Annotated in this window: 16 protein-coding genes; 4 read left to right on the top strand and 12 right to left on the bottom strand. The window is 39.6% G+C overall.

Annotated features, from left to right (window positions below; all coding sequences use genetic code 11):
- Nucleotides 1-23 precede the first annotated feature (23 nt).
- Nucleotides 24-644 carry a TetR/AcrR family transcriptional regulator gene (locus tag AC4PHB_RS09815; protein WP_492136252.1) on the top strand — a complete coding sequence of 207 codons (621 nt, stop codon included), beginning with the start codon at nucleotides 24-26 and terminating at the stop codon, nucleotides 642-644.
- Between the two features lie 92 nt (nucleotides 645-736).
- Here the strand turns inward: AC4PHB_RS09815 and AC4PHB_RS09820 are convergent, their stop codons facing one another.
- The 8 genes from AC4PHB_RS09820 to AC4PHB_RS09855 all read right to left on the bottom strand — a co-directional run bounded on the left by AC4PHB_RS09820 (nucleotide 737) and on the right by AC4PHB_RS09855 (nucleotide 8,532).
- Nucleotides 737-1,891: an aminotransferase class V-fold PLP-dependent enzyme gene (locus tag AC4PHB_RS09820; RefSeq protein ID WP_492136253.1), complete on the bottom strand. Its 1,155-nt coding sequence runs from the start codon at nucleotides 1,889-1,891 to the stop codon at nucleotides 737-739.
- Between the two features lie 11 nt (nucleotides 1,892-1,902).
- Nucleotides 1,903-2,775 carry an ADP-ribosylglycohydrolase family protein gene (locus AC4PHB_RS09825; protein ID WP_492136254.1) on the bottom strand — a complete coding sequence of 291 codons (873 nt, stop codon included), beginning with the start codon at nucleotides 2,773-2,775 and terminating at the stop codon, nucleotides 1,903-1,905.
- 24 nt (nucleotides 2,776-2,799) lie between these two features.
- A complete protein-coding gene (locus AC4PHB_RS09830) occupies nucleotides 2,800-2,937 on the bottom strand; it encodes a hypothetical protein (RefSeq protein ID WP_492136255.1) in 138 nt (45 codons plus the stop codon).
- A 274-nt stretch (nucleotides 2,938-3,211) separates the two neighbouring features.
- On the bottom strand, nucleotides 3,212-4,690 hold the full coding sequence (locus tag AC4PHB_RS09835) for a hypothetical protein (RefSeq protein WP_492136256.1): 1,479 nt from the start codon (nucleotides 4,688-4,690) through the stop codon (nucleotides 3,212-3,214).
- 15 nt (nucleotides 4,691-4,705) lie between these two features.
- Nucleotides 4,706-5,755, bottom strand: coding sequence for a DNA cytosine methyltransferase (locus AC4PHB_RS09840; RefSeq protein WP_492136257.1), 1,050 nt, complete (start codon nucleotides 5,753-5,755; stop codon nucleotides 4,706-4,708).
- Nucleotides 5,748-6,809: a DNA cytosine methyltransferase gene (locus AC4PHB_RS09845; protein ID WP_492136258.1), complete on the bottom strand. Its 1,062-nt coding sequence runs from the start codon at nucleotides 6,807-6,809 to the stop codon at nucleotides 5,748-5,750. Before AC4PHB_RS09845 ends, AC4PHB_RS09840 begins: the two co-directional genes overlap by 8 nt.
- A 111-nt stretch (nucleotides 6,810-6,920) precedes the next feature.
- Complete coding sequence (locus tag AC4PHB_RS09850) at nucleotides 6,921-7,358, bottom strand: very short patch repair endonuclease (protein WP_492136259.1); 438 nt, start codon at nucleotides 7,356-7,358, stop codon at nucleotides 6,921-6,923.
- Between the two features lie 394 nt (nucleotides 7,359-7,752).
- Nucleotides 7,753-8,532, bottom strand: coding sequence for a DUF2089 family protein (locus AC4PHB_RS09855; protein ID WP_492136260.1), 780 nt, complete (start codon nucleotides 8,530-8,532; stop codon nucleotides 7,753-7,755).
- Between the two features lie 292 nt (nucleotides 8,533-8,824).
- Here AC4PHB_RS09855 and AC4PHB_RS09860 point away from each other — a divergent pair, with 292 nt between their 5' ends.
- Genes AC4PHB_RS09860 through AC4PHB_RS09870 form a run of 3 tightly spaced genes read left to right on the top strand, consistent with a single transcriptional unit; the run spans nucleotide 8,825 to nucleotide 11,508 of the window.
- Entirely contained in the window at nucleotides 8,825-9,385 is a 561-nt protein-coding gene (locus AC4PHB_RS09860; protein ID WP_492136261.1) for a DUF4342 domain-containing protein, read from the top strand.
- A complete protein-coding gene (locus AC4PHB_RS09865) occupies nucleotides 9,378-10,067 on the top strand; it encodes a response regulator transcription factor (RefSeq protein ID WP_492136262.1) in 690 nt (229 codons plus the stop codon). Before AC4PHB_RS09860 ends, AC4PHB_RS09865 begins: the two co-directional genes overlap by 8 nt.
- Entirely contained in the window at nucleotides 10,042-11,508 is a 1,467-nt protein-coding gene (locus AC4PHB_RS09870) for a sensor histidine kinase (protein WP_492136263.1), read from the top strand. The genes AC4PHB_RS09865 and AC4PHB_RS09870 overlap by 26 nt, the downstream gene beginning before the upstream one ends.
- On the opposite strand, the gene AC4PHB_RS09875 is transcribed toward AC4PHB_RS09870, so the two are convergent.
- From AC4PHB_RS09875 to AC4PHB_RS09890, 4 genes are all read right to left on the bottom strand, one after another.
- Nucleotides 11,479-12,429, bottom strand: a complete 951-nt coding sequence (locus AC4PHB_RS09875; RefSeq protein ID WP_492136264.1) for a DNA-methyltransferase — start codon at nucleotides 12,427-12,429, stop codon at nucleotides 11,479-11,481. The genes AC4PHB_RS09870 and AC4PHB_RS09875 overlap by 30 nt on opposite strands.
- Nucleotides 12,430-12,551: 122 nt before the next feature.
- Entirely contained in the window at nucleotides 12,552-13,736 is a 1,185-nt protein-coding gene (locus AC4PHB_RS09880) for a YgeY family selenium metabolism-linked hydrolase (RefSeq protein ID WP_492136265.1), read from the bottom strand.
- A gap of 11 nt (nucleotides 13,737-13,747) precedes the next feature.
- A complete protein-coding gene (gene dpaL / locus AC4PHB_RS09885) occupies nucleotides 13,748-14,974 on the bottom strand; it encodes a diaminopropionate ammonia-lyase (RefSeq protein ID WP_492136266.1) in 1,227 nt (408 codons plus the stop codon).
- A 135-nt stretch (nucleotides 14,975-15,109) separates the two neighbouring features.
- Nucleotides 15,110-15,766 (bottom strand): hypothetical protein, encoded by a 657-nt coding sequence (locus AC4PHB_RS09890; RefSeq protein WP_492136267.1) that lies wholly within the window; start codon nucleotides 15,764-15,766, stop codon nucleotides 15,110-15,112.
- Between the last annotated feature and the right edge of the window lie 10 nt (nucleotides 15,767-15,776).

The raw sequence follows: 15,776 nt of genomic DNA on the forward strand, positions 1-15,776 counted from the left end.
GAATTCAATCGAGGAGGGAGAATATGAGAGAAAAAAAGCCCAGCAAGAAAAAGTTACAAGGGGCCGAAACCAAGAAAAGATTATATGAAATAGCAGAGAGGCTTTTTGTAGAACATGACTTTGAGGATGTCAGTGTAGAGGATATTACCTATGAAGCCGGAATCACTAAGGGTGCTTTTTATGTGCATTTTGAATCGAAGGATGCACTGATTGCTATGTTGATTGCTGATCATGCCGCCCAAGCGGATCTGGCTTACAAAACCTTTTTAAAATTGCTGCCTGATGATATGCACGTTTCCGAGGTACTACTTGCAATGACCCAAAAGGTAGCCGATGAACTTATGTTTACCATCGGCTGCGAAAGCATGAGGAAAGTTTACCAAATGCTGCTGGCCGGTACTATTGATACCGAAGCTGTGAAAGGCTATGGCAGAGAGCTTTATACGTTATTTTATGATGTGCTTGAAAAAGGCATCCAACGTGGGGAGATTGCGTCTTCATTGCCGTTAGAGGTTCTTTCCCGGCATTTTGTGATGGCAATCCGCGGCGTCAGCTATGAGTGGTGTATTCGTTATCCCGATTTTGACCTAAAGAAGCAAGCTTTGGAGCATTGCCGATTGCTGATTGAGGGAATTACGGTATAACCGAAATGGGTAACAGCCCTGCAAATGGGAAAACCTAGAAAGCCAATTTAATTCAGTTTTTTGCATGGTTGTAAAGACAACACAGTTCAAGATCACTTATTTTCGTATGATTCTAAGAATTCTATCAGCCTGTCAATATCCTCTATGTTGTTATAGAAGTGGATCCCTACCCTTATAGTCGAGATATTCGTTGCATGAGCCCTGATCCCCTTTTCCCGAAGGATCTTATCGTTCAATTCCCACTTTTTAGGAAGCTTGATGTATACTATCCCAGATCTATTTTCCTCAGGGAATGGCCCAACCAGTCTTAATTTCTTTGATTTAGCAACACTTTCATACAAGTGATCCACCAAGCTAAGGATATATTTCTCAACATCGTCTATTCCAAGCTCCAAGTAAATATTCAGCGACTGCTCAAGTCCTCTAAGTCCTACCCAGTTAAGGCTCCCAGTTTCAAATCTGTTGGCATCATCAGATAGATCAAGCTTATATTCGCTGTTGTTGAGCCTGTCCTTGTTGCCAGTCCAGCCAACGTATTTAGGGCTGATCTTATCAAGGATCCTATTTGAAACATAAGAAAAGCCTACTCCGAACACCCCGCTCAGCCACTTATATGAGGATATTGCAAGAAAATCTATATGAGCCTCCTTAACATCTATCTTCATGGCACATATACACTGGGTTGCATCCAGCACCAGATATATCCCTCGCTCCTTGCAAAACTCACCGATGGTCTTAATATCATGACGCCAGCCTGAGGAATGCTCAACCAAGCAAAGCGCTATAACAGCTGTGTTTTCATCCACAAGTTCAAACAGCCTTTCAGTAGGAAGCTTCCCATCATCTGATCTAGCAATTCTTACATTTTCTTTTCCAACCCTGTTGAACCAGCTGAATACGGTCGCTGGAAATGCCAGATCTGTGGTGATTATATTTGTATTCTCCTTCAATTCGATCCCATTGGTAAACACATTTAGCATCTCAGAACTTGAGGCTGAGAAGAATATCTCGCTCGAATCTGCATTTATGACCCTGGCAGCAGTTTCCCTCAAAGCATCCGCATGCTTCCAGTTGTCAACAAAGTCATACATGTCCATACCTTCAGAGTATCTGTCGTCAATGAAATCAACCATTGCATCCCTGCTTTTTGTTGAAAATACACCTGTTGTTGAAGTATCCAGGTATGTATACTTTTGCACCAAGGGGTACTGCTCCAGCCTTATCTTCTCGAATTTGGATGTTTCCATGGGTACGCCTCCTATTGTTTTTCAGCTAAAAAAATCTTCCATCTACGGTAAACATCTCTAAGCGGTTCGTCCAGATAAGATAATGCTTTGTCCTCGATCCATTCTGGAATTCCATATGCAGCCTCGGCTATACTGCCAGTTATGGCTGCAAGAGTATCGCTATCCCCTCCAAGGGATATTGCATTTCGTATAGCATCCTCAAAATCAGTGCTTTCGAGGAATGCGATAATAGCCTGAGGAACAGTATCCATACATGTTTCATTGAAACGATAACCAGGCCTTATTTCATCGAGAGTTCGGGATAAGTCGTAACCGGAATTCTCTCTGATCTCATCTTTCCACTCGTCTATATTATTTGGGTAGTCATAAAAGCTGCGCGCTCTTAGCATGAACCATATAGCCCTTGCGGTCTCTACGGCTCCCTTTATCCCCTCAGGGTGATTATGAGTGACTGATGCACTTGCACCAGCCAATTCATCAACATCCTCTAAACATTCATGAATAAACTCAGTCTGCTCACATACCCAGGCACAAGGAGATACCCTCATTGCTGAGCCGTTGCCCCAGCTATTATATGGTTCCCGGGTATCAGATTGTATCCATAATCTGAAGTGCCCTCCATAGCCAGAGTTTGGGTATAGTCTTCCCCACTTCTTCATAGAGTCGATAAATAGATCCTCACTTACCAATATACCTCTATGAGAACTGACCCCGCTGCCAAGCATCTCACTTTCCCCTTGCATAATTGCATCCGCCACTGCAATCGTCATCACAGTATCATCAGTAAAAAAGCAATCGTCACGAAAAAGAGGAAAATCTTTTGTCTTAATATTATCCCATTCATAGACAGAACCGACGATGTCACCAATAATTGCTCCTAGCATTATTCTTGACCTCCCATCTACTAACTACTTGAACATCTCCACCCATCCCCAACCATATCCTCTGGGCATTTTGATTCCGGCTCTATGTACCACTTGTCTTTTTATGCTGGTTCGTGCATTGATTCTCTTGCTCAGGCTTGGTTTTCTAATCCCTATTTTCATATTGCCTCCCAAAATTCTCTTATCTTTTCTAGTAATTCTTCATCAGCTGTGACAAAAATTAAAATCAGGAATTTCTGATGGAGTAATCTAAAGATTATCGAAAATTATAATATTTAGGTGTATGTATATGGGATTTATAATTGGGTTCATATAAAGTATTAACCTCAATATGACAAATATTTGAGGTGGATTGGCAAAGCATCTTTTAGGCCATGATTATATCTTCATGTCATTTATAAATAATTTAACTTTATTTAATCTACTAAATTTACAATTAAACTATTCCGAATTTGGATACTATCCTATTATTAACTTCATAAGATATATCTTTGCCAAAGTTCTCTCTTATTATAATATCCAATGCCTCATAATCAGCTAAATCATCAGGTGAATTTATACACTCTTTAAGGCAATAGTTTGCAAGGCTTTCAGCTTCTATAGTTACTATGCTGCTACCTTCAATATCCAATTTTACCCCTCTCATGAATTTTGGCGAAACAACTATGCAATAATCCGATCCATTTTTCTCGATATGTTTGTTCAACCTACTAGCATTTAAAGATGAAGTTGCCTTTCGAGTTGATTTTGCATCAACATTTATTTTATATAGTCTTTTCTTATATGAATCCTCAACATTGCACAATATATCAGTATCTCCTGATCCACTTATTATTTCAACATCGACTATTTCTCGAAAATTATCAAACAAATTCGCTAACGATATCTCAAACTTCTTACCATCTCTTCCCCCAAACTTAGAGTTGTAAACCACATCATGTATTATTTCACTTATCCGGGTCTTGCTCTCGGGGATTACATTCATTGTGCTTAGATACTTAAGTGGATTGAACTCATATAAATCTCTTATCCAATCGATTCTTGATGATGCTGTAGCTTGAGATACAGGGACTTCATAATATTTATAGTTATCTAATAAGGTCTCCGCTTTATCTAGTAAATCGGTATTAAGACTTACATAACCACTATAAGTCTTTTTCGAGCTATACCTATCAGTCCGAAAAGTATTCCCTTTACCATGCCTGAATGACAATAAGTTTCCTTCGTTGTGTTCTTCATCACCAATTATTTTAAAAACATCATACTCATAAAAAACATTAAATAGATAATAGTTGATTTCATGCATGCAATTAGAAAATACTCCTTCGTAATCTGGTACAGACTTAAATAGTGCTGCTTTTTCATGAAATTCTAATTTTCTAAAACATAAAATACTATTGATCAAATCATGATAACTTTTTTCATCAATGGATTCAACAAATGGCAAAAACCAAACCGCTTCATCTATATATAGCTTCTTATTTAGCTTTTCTTCCATAAGTAGGGATATTAATAGTCTTCCAAAGTAGATATTAAAATTAGGAGGTGTATTGCTAAAAGGATGTGGGAACTGGATAGAGAATAAATTAATTAATGCTATTGTTCTATAATCTGAATGCTCCCTAAGCATCATTTCCATTAGTGGAGAGGGGACAAATGCATCAGAATTTATATCTCTATACCCGAACATATAAAAGCAAATTTGACTTAATCTAACGCCCATGGTGCTAGTAGACCCCTTTGTTGTTCTACCCTTATAGACATCAATAGACTTTAGCTCTTCTAGTAACATTTTGGTATCTATATTATTCTTCAAACTCTTAATAGCTAATAAAAATGCATCAATTTGGGATTTTGAGTTTATGTTCTTTTGAATTATTATCCTATTTTCTTTAGATCGATTCAATTTTATCATAAATAATCTCCTCCCTTAGAATAGAGTCTCAACAATCTTCTTACAAAATTTTGGTGGAATCGCTTCACCTATAACAGTTCTTATAAAGTTATCAGTGCACCAATCAGGCAAATCAATATCTGCAGGTATCGATGATACAATAAATAATTCTCTTAAAGTTAAAACCCTAGCATCAGAAACCGTTCCATCTGGTCTGATCCTACCCGGGTGAACATTATTGTGACCACCAATATTACCGCTGTTTTTTGCCCTTGCGGGTGAAGGTTCCTCCCACTTCATTCTTTTAAAAGTATTGTGAAATCCCTTAACCCTTCTACCATCAACAGTTTTTGGATAGTGAAGTTCATTCTTGAGTGCTGATTCTCCTGCTCTAGTGTGTCTCATAGCAATAATTTCTCTTTCATTATGATTTTTTGCATAATGCCATTTGATCCCAGAGTCTTCGCCAGGCTCAAGTGCTGGCAAGTCCCCTATTGCTTGTTTTAGACTGATTCTTTCTGTTTTATTAGGCCAATCCCAAGAAAGACCCTTTTTATAGATTTTGATAAATCCTCTTGGTCTACTCTGTGGAACGCCGTAGTCTGAAGCATTTAATACTGCTGATTCAATAACATAGTCTTTGGAATATTTATCTTTACATATTTCCAACAGGGTTTTCGGCTCATTATTATATGGAAAATATAGTTTCAGAAATTTTGGAACATTTTCAATAAGTATATACTTAAAGTTGTGATTATCAATTACATCAAAGACTTTAAAAATTAAGTAGTTCCTCTCATCGTTATCGTAATCCTTTTTACCTAAAGAACTCATACCCTGACATGGTGGTGTTGCTATTAAAAAATCGCACCCCTCTTTTTTGACTGTTGTTAAAAAGTCACAGAATAATTCTTCAGAATTTATATCGCCTACAAGGACTTTAGTATCAGGGTATAAATACTTATACAAATCTGCTCGTTTATTAAGCAACTCATTCGCTATTAATATATCTATACCTATTTGTTTGAAATAAAGTTCAGCAATCCCTGAGCTTGAAAACATGGAGGCTCCTTTTAGTCTATTCATATGATTTAATTCCTTTCACAATAGATTCAATTAATAATGGCGGTACTGCTTCTCCTACGATATGTCTTACTTGAATATCACTAATACCAGGAGGTATGTCCAAATCAGGATTCATTGACATCAATATAAATATCTCTCTTAATGTTAAAACCCTTGCATCTGAGTAAGTCCCATCGTGTAACAACCTACCAGGATGAACGTTACTTTGAGATGAAATAGCATCGTTTCTCATCGTTATAGTAGGTGCAGGTTTGTCCCAGTCAATTCTTTTATATGTTGCGCTGAACCCCTTAAGTTTATCACCATTAGGCTTTTTCGGGTAATGTACTTCATTCTCAAATGCTGATTTACCAGTAGGAGTATATTTCATACATGAAACATGAGAACTTGTGTGTTTTCTTGCTACATGATTTTTTATGTTGCTATTTTGACCTGATTCTAAGGATGGTAAACCCCCAATTGCTTCTCGTACAGTTATTTGTGTTTTCTCGATAGGATCCTCCCAAATCAAGCCCTTCTTCCAAATTCTTATGAATGCCCTATTCCTATTTTGAGGCACGCCATAGTCAGCAGAATTATAGACATTAAATTTAATATTATACTCATCCTGGAATTGATCATTAATTATATCAATGATACTAGATTCTTTATCTTGGACCATATACTTAATTTTAAAAAACCTAGGAACGTTTTCAATTAATACGTACTTTGGCGAGAGGATTTTAATAAAGTCAACCACATCAAAAATTAAATAGTTTCTATCATCATTTAGCATATCTGAATTTGATTTATTTTTCCCTATAAGGCTCATCCCTTGACAAGGGGGGGTTGCTAATATGAATTCAACTTCATTATTTATCGATTCACTAATTAATTCCTCTCGAACTATTGGATCTTTAATATCGCCACAAATCATTTTGGTTCCAGGGTGCCAAAATTCGTGAGCCAGAGCTCTATACTTCAATAACTCATTTGCAACTATAATGCTTATATCTGTATTTCTTAACCCCATTTCAGCAATACCTGCGCCAGAAAAAAGTGACAAGCCTTTCATTTCTCCACCTACTTTTAGTTATTTATTTTGTCATCATAAAGTATTATATCAGAAAGTGAGTAGTTAATAAAACCTGTCACTTATTGTTAAATACTTTACATTGATGAGATACTATGATGATTTATTATTCTGTATAACTGACCTAATTTCCTCAATTATTGCTTCAACATATTTGTCAAAGTTGCTTCTTAACTGGCATTCCCATATAGTATAAACATGCCAACCTTCCTCAACTAGTACCTTTGAAATATACTCATCGCGGATTTTATTATTGTTTATCTTCTTTGTCCAATACTCAGTTCTTGTCTTTGGTATAGTAGCTCTCTTACATCCATCATGGCCATGCCAAAAGCAACCATTTATAAATACTGCCACTTTGTATTTCTTCATGCTGATATCTGGAGTCCCCAGTATTTTCTTGCTATTTTTTCTATACCTCAGGCCCGATTCATAAAATTTTTTCCTCACAGCAATTTCAATGGTTGTATCTTTACTTTTCACAGCTCTCATAATTTTACTTCTTTCTTCTATACTGTTTTTCTCACTCATGATTAAACTCCTGTAACATAGTTTTTGTTTTCCAATGACAAATCTAAATGAGTTCTTTTTATAGTTTAGAGGTTGTTATCTATTGTTTAAGGTAATCTAAAAACTAATAGCTCTCATTAAAATATAAAAAGCAATAGCCCTTAAATACTACAAATATTTCCCTGTTAAGTAATCACACTAATAATAAATTTAGATAGGAACCATGCCTTCATCGTAGTAAAATCAAAAAAAGATTGGTTTTGTTGCTTGATACTTGTTTAAAAGCATATAATCCCTCTAATCGCTACCAAGAAGCTCCCATATCCCATATATCTACAATGGTTTATCATTAGTGTATAAAGTATTTACACATTAATATGGGTCGGTCTGACAAGATATTTACATAACCTCTAACTCAAATAGAATTATTTGTATCTCTCTTTTTTAAAAATTGTGATTTAATTGAAATATAACCACGTTCGTTATTACAGATATCTGCCCAATCGAGAATGGCAGCAACTACAAATCCCGGCCCATAAGTAGTCTCTCCAATTTTTTTCCCTCTAACCTTATAAGCTATATAGCCCTCAAGAGAATCTATGGGCAAATCATCACTGCCAAGTCTTGCCCCTGTCTGAGCTTTACCTTTAACTACCCTACCACCATTTTTGATCACAATTTCAACTGCTGCATCAAACACATCCCATGTAAGTTGGTCAGGTATAGGTATTTTTTGTGTTGTCAATCCATTTCCACTTATGTCATACCTTATCTCACAGAGATCTCCTCTAAATTGAGGTATTAGGGCTCTTCCTTCATTAATATTAAGTTTTTCCTTTATTGTTCTGGTTACGAGACTGTCCGATTCAGCTATAGCAACATATTTTGGTGTTGTCATCTCAACACTCTCCTTCTCCTCAATATCTAATTGTTGAAGTCCCAGCTTTATTAAAATTTCACTATACTTCCTTTTTACAGTTGGATATGACATATTTAATTTTAACTGTAAACTTTTAAAGCTACCATGCGATTTAAGGAATAGTTCAATGAAGTCTAAATCTTCTGATGATAAATAATCAAATTTGCTTAGTGAAAATTTCCCACTTAACTCTAAGTCACAGTTACCACAACTCATCTGTTTTATTATTAGTTTTTCATTGCATCTGGGACAAGTTGTAACCAATTCTTTGAACATTTATTATCCCTCCTTATGTTCAGGATAATATTAGTAGCAACCATTGTCAATATAGTTATTAATTTTGTTTATGTCTTTATTAATTTATTCAATGCTTGTTTCTATCTGAGAATTATAACTATCCTACTATGTAAACTTACTCGCTCACTCCCCTCTATTGCCTATCTCCACCCACTTTGATAAAATGAGAAAAAGTACACGATTTTTTAATGTAATTTTAATGTTACTTAAATTGTGTTTGAATCTTCCACTACTATAATGAAGACATAGAAAATAGTAGGAGGTGTTTATAATGGTAACTTTACAACAAGTAGAAGAACTAAGAAAGTATGCCGATATTACATTCAATGAGGCTAAGGAAGCCTTGGAGGAAACTAACGGTGACATCCTGGAAGCGATCATAAATCTGGAGAAGAAGGGGAGAATAGAACCTCCCAAGAATGGTGGGTATTATAGTACTAAAGACACTGGGGAGACTGGGGAGCAGAAGAGTAGTGAAGCTAAGGCTGGCACTGAATCAACGAAGAAGGCTTCATCAGGATTCTCGGACCTGTTCCAGAGGTTTTCAGCATTCATAGGGAAGCTGTTCCATAAGGGTAACAGAAACATATTTGAGGTCTCAAAGAATGGACAGAGCACCATGACATTGCCTGTAACAGTGCTTGTAATACTGCTTATATTTACCTTCTGGATAACAGTTCCTTTGATGATCATTGGTCTGTTCTTCGGATATAAGTATTCCTTCTCAGGACCGGAGCTTGGCAAGGAAGAAGTAAACCGTACTATGGATCAAGTATCTGACGTAGTTGACAACCTAAAAAAAGAATTCAGTGGTGAGAACAAAAATGACTAAGATCCTAATAGTTGAGGATGAAGAAAAACTGGCTCGGTTTGTTGAGCTGGAGCTTCAGTACGAGGGCTATGAAGTAGAAAAGGCATATGATGGAAGGGCTGGAATTGATATGGTCAAGGCCAGCCCCTTCGACCTTATTCTTCTAGATATAATGCTTCCGGGCTTAAACGGCATAGAGGTGTTGAGAAGGATCAGGCAGACATCTGATGTACCCGTTATATTGCTTACTGCACGCGATGCTGTGGTAGACAAGGTAACGGGTCTTGACAGTGGTGCGGACGATTACATCACTAAGCCCTTTGCTATTGAAGAGCTGTTGGCAAGGATAAGGGCGGTATTAAGAAAAAAGGAACCTGGCAGCCAGGCACAAGCCAAGGATATAATGACATATAAGGAGCTTAGTCTTGATACTAAGAAACGAGAAGTACATGTGAAGGGTACTGTGGTTCCCTTGACTAAGAAGGAATTCGATCTTCTTGAACTTCTTATGGAGAACAGGAACATCGTACTATCCAGGGAGACAATACTTGAAAGGATCTGGGGCTATGATTTCTCAGGGGGAACCAATGCAGTAGATGTGTATATAAGGTACCTAAGGTCAAAGCTGGAGGAGCCCTTTGGAATGAAGATCTTCTGTACTGTCAGAGGAGTGGGGTATGCAATCAAAGATGAGGACCAATAAGGATAAAGGCAAGGAAAGCTTTTCAAACAGAATAAGATCATCGCTTGTACTAAAACTCAATCTGGAAATGGTAAGAAGGTTGTTATCTGGATTTATGGCAGTTAATATCCTTGTATTTCTGATGGGGTTTTTTGTCGTTTTATGGAGAGCTGAGGTCATTATTGAGGATTCGTACAACACCTTGATTGCTTCTGGCTTTAATGAGGGGTCGGCACATTACCCTATGGTAGATTTTGAGATCATGGCAGTGGGACCTGAAGAAGGAACAACGCTTCACAGGGATATTCAGGAGCTTCTGCCCTTCCAGATAAAGGATGCGGAAAGAGATATTTTTACAGGAGCTATGGAGCTTCCTGCTCCCCTGAGGGAGAGAATTGAGAACATAAGATACTCCATCGGCTTTGACAAGGACTTTTCATATTACAGGTTCGTATATAATATTGGTCCTGAGGTATATGGACTAATACAGATGCTTTTGATTCTTCTTATTGCAGAGACACTTATGCTTATAAAGCACACGGTAAGAGGCAATAGGGTCGTAAGGGAGACCTTGAAGCCCCTTGCAGATCTTGCCGAGACTACAAGGACTCTTCAGACCATGAAGCCCTATGACGAGAAGTATCTGAAGGCTATTGCAGGTGAATTGAGCAGCATCGACGTTAACAGGCTGGATAAGGGTATATCCGTTGACAGCTCCCAGAATGAATTGAAGGATCTGACATTCGCGATAAATGGAATGCTTAACAGGATAAACCAGTCCTACCAGTCACAGGTAAGGTTCGTTTCAGATGCGTCCCATGAGCTAAGGACTCCCATAGCTGTTATACAAGGTTATGTAAATCTTTTAGACCGTTGGGGCAAGAACGATGAAAAAACGAGGCAGGAATCTATTGATGCCATTAAAAGCGAGATCGGGAATATGAAGGATCTGGTTGAAAAGCTGTTGTTCCTTGCAAGGGGAGACAATGAGACCATTCAGCTTAATATGGAGAGGTTCGATGCCAGCGAGATAGTTGATGAAATCGTAAGAGAGGCTCAGATGATCGATGAGAGCCATGTGTTTAAGACTGAGCTGAATACCTCTGCCTTTATTGAGGCTGACAGGCAGCTGTTTAAGCAAAGCATAAGGATCCTTGTTGATAATGCCATCAAGTATTCCCAGGAGGGTAAGGAAATAGTCCTAAGGGTGACCAAGGGAAATTCGAAGGTCATTATTGTAGTCCAGGATACAGGGATAGGTATACCACCTGATGACCTACCGCATATCTTTGACAGGTTTTATCGCTCAGATGAATCCCGGGCCAGAAAAAGCGGCGGCTCAGGCTTGGGGCTTGCAATAGCAAAGTGGATCGTTGAGAGGCATGGAGCCTTCTTCGAGATCCACAGCAGGTTGAATATTGGAACAAGGATATCAATCGTGTTCCCTGAGGCTCTTGTTTAGAGCGTTTCTTTCCCAGAATACTCCGTCGGTATAGCCTTGGATGTAGTCGTCATTATCTGCCATCTCAAGTCTTTGTTCAGCCCAGATGCAGTACTGCTCATTAAGCTCTATACCTAGGTATCGCCTCCCCAGCTTTTTAGCTGTAACGCTTGTGGTGCCTGAGCCCAGGAAGGGATCAAAAACTATGTCTCCTGGGTTAGAGCTTGCAAGCATTATTTTTGCAACCAACTTCTCCGATTTTTGTGTTGGGTGTGCCGTGTTTTCAGGCATTGACCAGAATGGGATCGTTATGTCGTCCCAGAAATTTGAGGGGCAAGTGTCTCTGTAGTTCCCATTTTCTGTTTCCGTCCAATCCTTAGGTCTGCCATCTACTCTATATGGAGCAATCACTTTTTTCCTTATTTTCACGGTATCCAGATTGAAGGTGTAGTTGTTTGATTTCGTTGCAAACCATATGTCCTCCAAGCCGTTCTTCCAGTTGGCCTTTGCGCCTCTTCCTTTTTCTCTCTGCCATGTGATCCTGTTTCTCACTATTAGATATTCCTGTAGCACACGGCCGATGATAAGGCTTGTCTCCCAGTCGCAGCAAACATAAATAGACCCGTCATCCTTTAGGAGGGGTATTGTTTTTGAAAGCCACTTGCGTGTGTATTCCTCGTATTCAGATTCCTTTTTCTTGGAAAACTGTGTCCCATGGAAGGACTTTGTGAGGTTGTAGGGTGGATCTGCGATGATAAGGTCTACGCTTTTCTCAGGTAAGAGCTCCATAACATTAAAAGAGTTCCCGATAATAGTCTTATCCAAAATATCATTTATCTCATAAACAGGCTTTTCTATAGTGATGCATCTATCAAGATATTTCTTTCCTTCAGAAATATCTGTATCTATTGTCTTATTTCTTCCAGCTTTTATTTTTTCCACACGATCATCTCCTTGTGAGCTAATTATTGATTGTTTGGAGCAATTATATTGATTATACCACAGGGAGTTTACAAGACTAATCAAGAGTCTACTTAAAATACTTAAGCTTGTGAAAACTATTCCTATTTTAAGAGTGCTTTCATTACGCCATAGTAACATTCAGTTACCTTGGTCAGCTGCTCTATCTCGATGTATTCATCAACGATATGCGCAAGATTTTCTCTCGACGGACCGATTCCAAGGGTCTTAATACCTGCCTCTCCGGAATAGTGGCTTCCGTTGGTGCAGAAGTTGTACTGCGTTAACACTGGGTCAAAGCCCATGCTCTTAAGCTCGTTGTAGGTATCCTGTACAAAAGCCTCATTCTTGTCGTAAAGCCACCCTGGGAAGAACCTTTCGCCTGTAATATGGTTTCCTGTGTGGCACAGCTCTTTTCCAATTGCATAGGATGCCTTGACCTTAAGCTGTGGGTCAGCTGCCATCATTTCGTCAAGAAGCTTGTTTATTGGCTCAAGGACGCTTTCCATAGTCTCGCCAACAAGAAGTCTTCTGTCATAGGTTGCTCTGCAGTACTCAGGTACTACCGATGCTCCTGGGTATGGGCTGGATTTGATATCTGTAAGCTCCAGGATCCCTGGCCCTAATACGTCGTGGTGGGTCGGCTCAAGGGTTCTTATCCTTTGGATCACTTCTGCCATTTTATATACTGCGTTTACTCCCTTTTCAGGGTTTGCTGAGTGGCATGGGATTCCGAAGGTCTCGATAACGATCTCTCCTCTTCCTCTTTGTCCGATCTTAATGTTAAGCTCAGATGCTTCCCCGATTACTACGTAGTCAGGCTTTACCCTTTCGCTTATTGCTCTAGCGGCAACTCCTTCGAAGCATTCCTCGTGGACTACTCCTGCTACATATATCTCTCCTGCAAAGTCCTTGTTTGTGTCCTCTGCAAAGTTGGCTGCTGCACATGCCATCGCTGCTACTGCACCCTTCATGTCAGTGGTGCCTCTGCCGTAGATCCTTCCATTGCTTATCTCCGCTCCGAATGGAGGATAAGTCCACTCGTCTACATTTGATACCGGCACTGTGTCGATATGTCCATCGAACACAATTTTCTTGCCTGGTCTTTTTCCTTTGATCTGGCCTATTATGTTCCCGTAGTGGTCCACGATCACATCGTCAAAGCCCATTTTCTTGAAGTTCTCCTTAAGAACTTCAACCACCTTGTCCTCTTGACCTGAGTAGCTTTGGTTTCTAACAAGCTCCTGACAGAGGGCAATTACCTTTTCCTCTCTTTCCTTATTTAGCATCTTATTCACCCCTAAAATTGTTTTTTCTCGTAGCTTGGATACTTTCCGTTCCAAACTATATCTTGATAGCTTTTTTTGTCAGTATCACCCTCTGTGCTAAAGAACAGCACTCTGGATGACTCGTTCAATTGAAGCTTTTCTCTCATCCATAAAAGGTTTTCGTTTGTCATTATTTCTGCTACGCAGCCCAGTGTTGCCGCACCGCTTTCTCCTGAGATCACCTTCTCATCTCCCCTTGGAGGATTTCCCATCATCCTCATTCCCTCTGCAGTCGTAAAATCAGGGCAGGATATGAAGAAATCTGCGTAGTCCTTAAGTATCTCCCAGCCAATTGTGCAGGGCTCTCCACAGGCAAGTCCAGCCATTATTGTGTCCATGTCTCCCGATACCACTCTGAGCTGTCCGTCGTTTGCCTCAGCAGTTCTATACAGACAGTCTGCCTTGTTTGGCTCGACTATTGTTATTATCGGTCTTTCCTCTCCGTATATAGAGGAGAACAATCCTGTGATCGCTGCAGCCATGGAGCCTACCCCTGCCTGTAGGAAGATGTGTGTGGGCTTCTCTTCGCCGATTGCTTTAAGCTGCTCGAATGCTTCATAGCCCATCGTGCTGTAGCCTTGGATTATCCAGGTGGGTATATCCTCATAGCCTGCCCAAGCGGTATCCTGAACCATTACCCAACCGTTATCATCAGCTATGCCGTTTGCCTTTCTTACCGCATCGTCATAATTTAAGTCAGTTATGGAAGCATCTGCTCCTTCTGCCCTTATGTTTTCAAGTCTTTCTATGGAACTCCCTTTTGGCATAAGAACGACTGATTTCTGCTTAAGCTGATTTGCTGTCCAGGCGACGCCTCTTCCGTGGTTTCCGTCTGTAGCTGTAACAAATACCATTTCACCAAGCTCTTCTCTGACATCGTCTGATACTAGAATGTTGTATGGCATTTCAGTTATGCTCTTACCAAGCTTTTTCGCAAGGTAGTTGCCGATTGCATAGCTTCCTCCAAGTACCTTGAAGGCGTTTAGTCCGAATCTGTAGGATTCGTCCTTTACGTAGATCCTTCCCAAGCCAAGCTCACTGGCAAGGTTCTTCATGTCTCTTAGAGGTGTCTCTGAGTACATAGGAAAGCTCTTGTGAAAGTCCATTACTTCCCTTGATACCTTTTCACTTAGAATTTCTAGAGAGCTCTTCTCCACTGTCTTTCTTTCAAATTGTACTATCTTAAAGGTTTCCTTCATTTGTCTCCCCCTCATCTTCTCACTTAGTTAGAAATAATCTGATAATTCATTAATTAATATTATAGTGGTAAATATAAAGAATCTCAAATGAATATGCAAATAAAATCCCCGGATCTAGTGGACCGGGGGTAGTGTTTAATGTGCGTCTATGTATTCCTGAAGCTGGTCATGCCATTCGACTGTGTCATAGATCTGCGGTTCAGTGGATTCTCCAAGCATTAGATCCAGCAGATGCCTTGGATTTTTGCCTCCGATGTGCATGGATTTTATGCAGGATATGCAGTATACGCATACGTCGTCACATGGCATGGATTTTGCCCGTTTATGCATGTGTGCATGGATTTGGTCCAAGGGTAGGCTTGGGTAGAAATCATCACCGCAGCAAATGGAGCGCGTCCCGTGGAATTCTGTTTCTTCGATCTCAATATTCATTTTGCCCAGTATACTTCGTACTGCTTCATGGATCTGAGGCTTCTCTCTTATTGGACATGGGTCGTGTACGGACACTTTAAGGCCGCTGTGGTCCGGGTATGGAAAGGAATCCAGTTCATCGATGATCTCATAAAGAGACTTTGTTGTTATGCCCTCGTAGAGGCTTCGGAACCTTCTGTCGCAGCCTGCACAAACATTGATTATCATCGAGCCTTCTTCAAGCTGCGGATCATGATGGCAGCATATCTTGTGGAGCTCCACCTCTCCATAGTTGGTGTTTAAAAAATCAAGGATCCTGTTTTCCATCTCCGGCTTATAAATGCTTAAGCCGCAGCCTGGGTTGAAGTAAGTCTTTGTCATCTGGCAACCT

Source organism: Gudongella sp. QWL-04 (assembly GCF_058683975.1).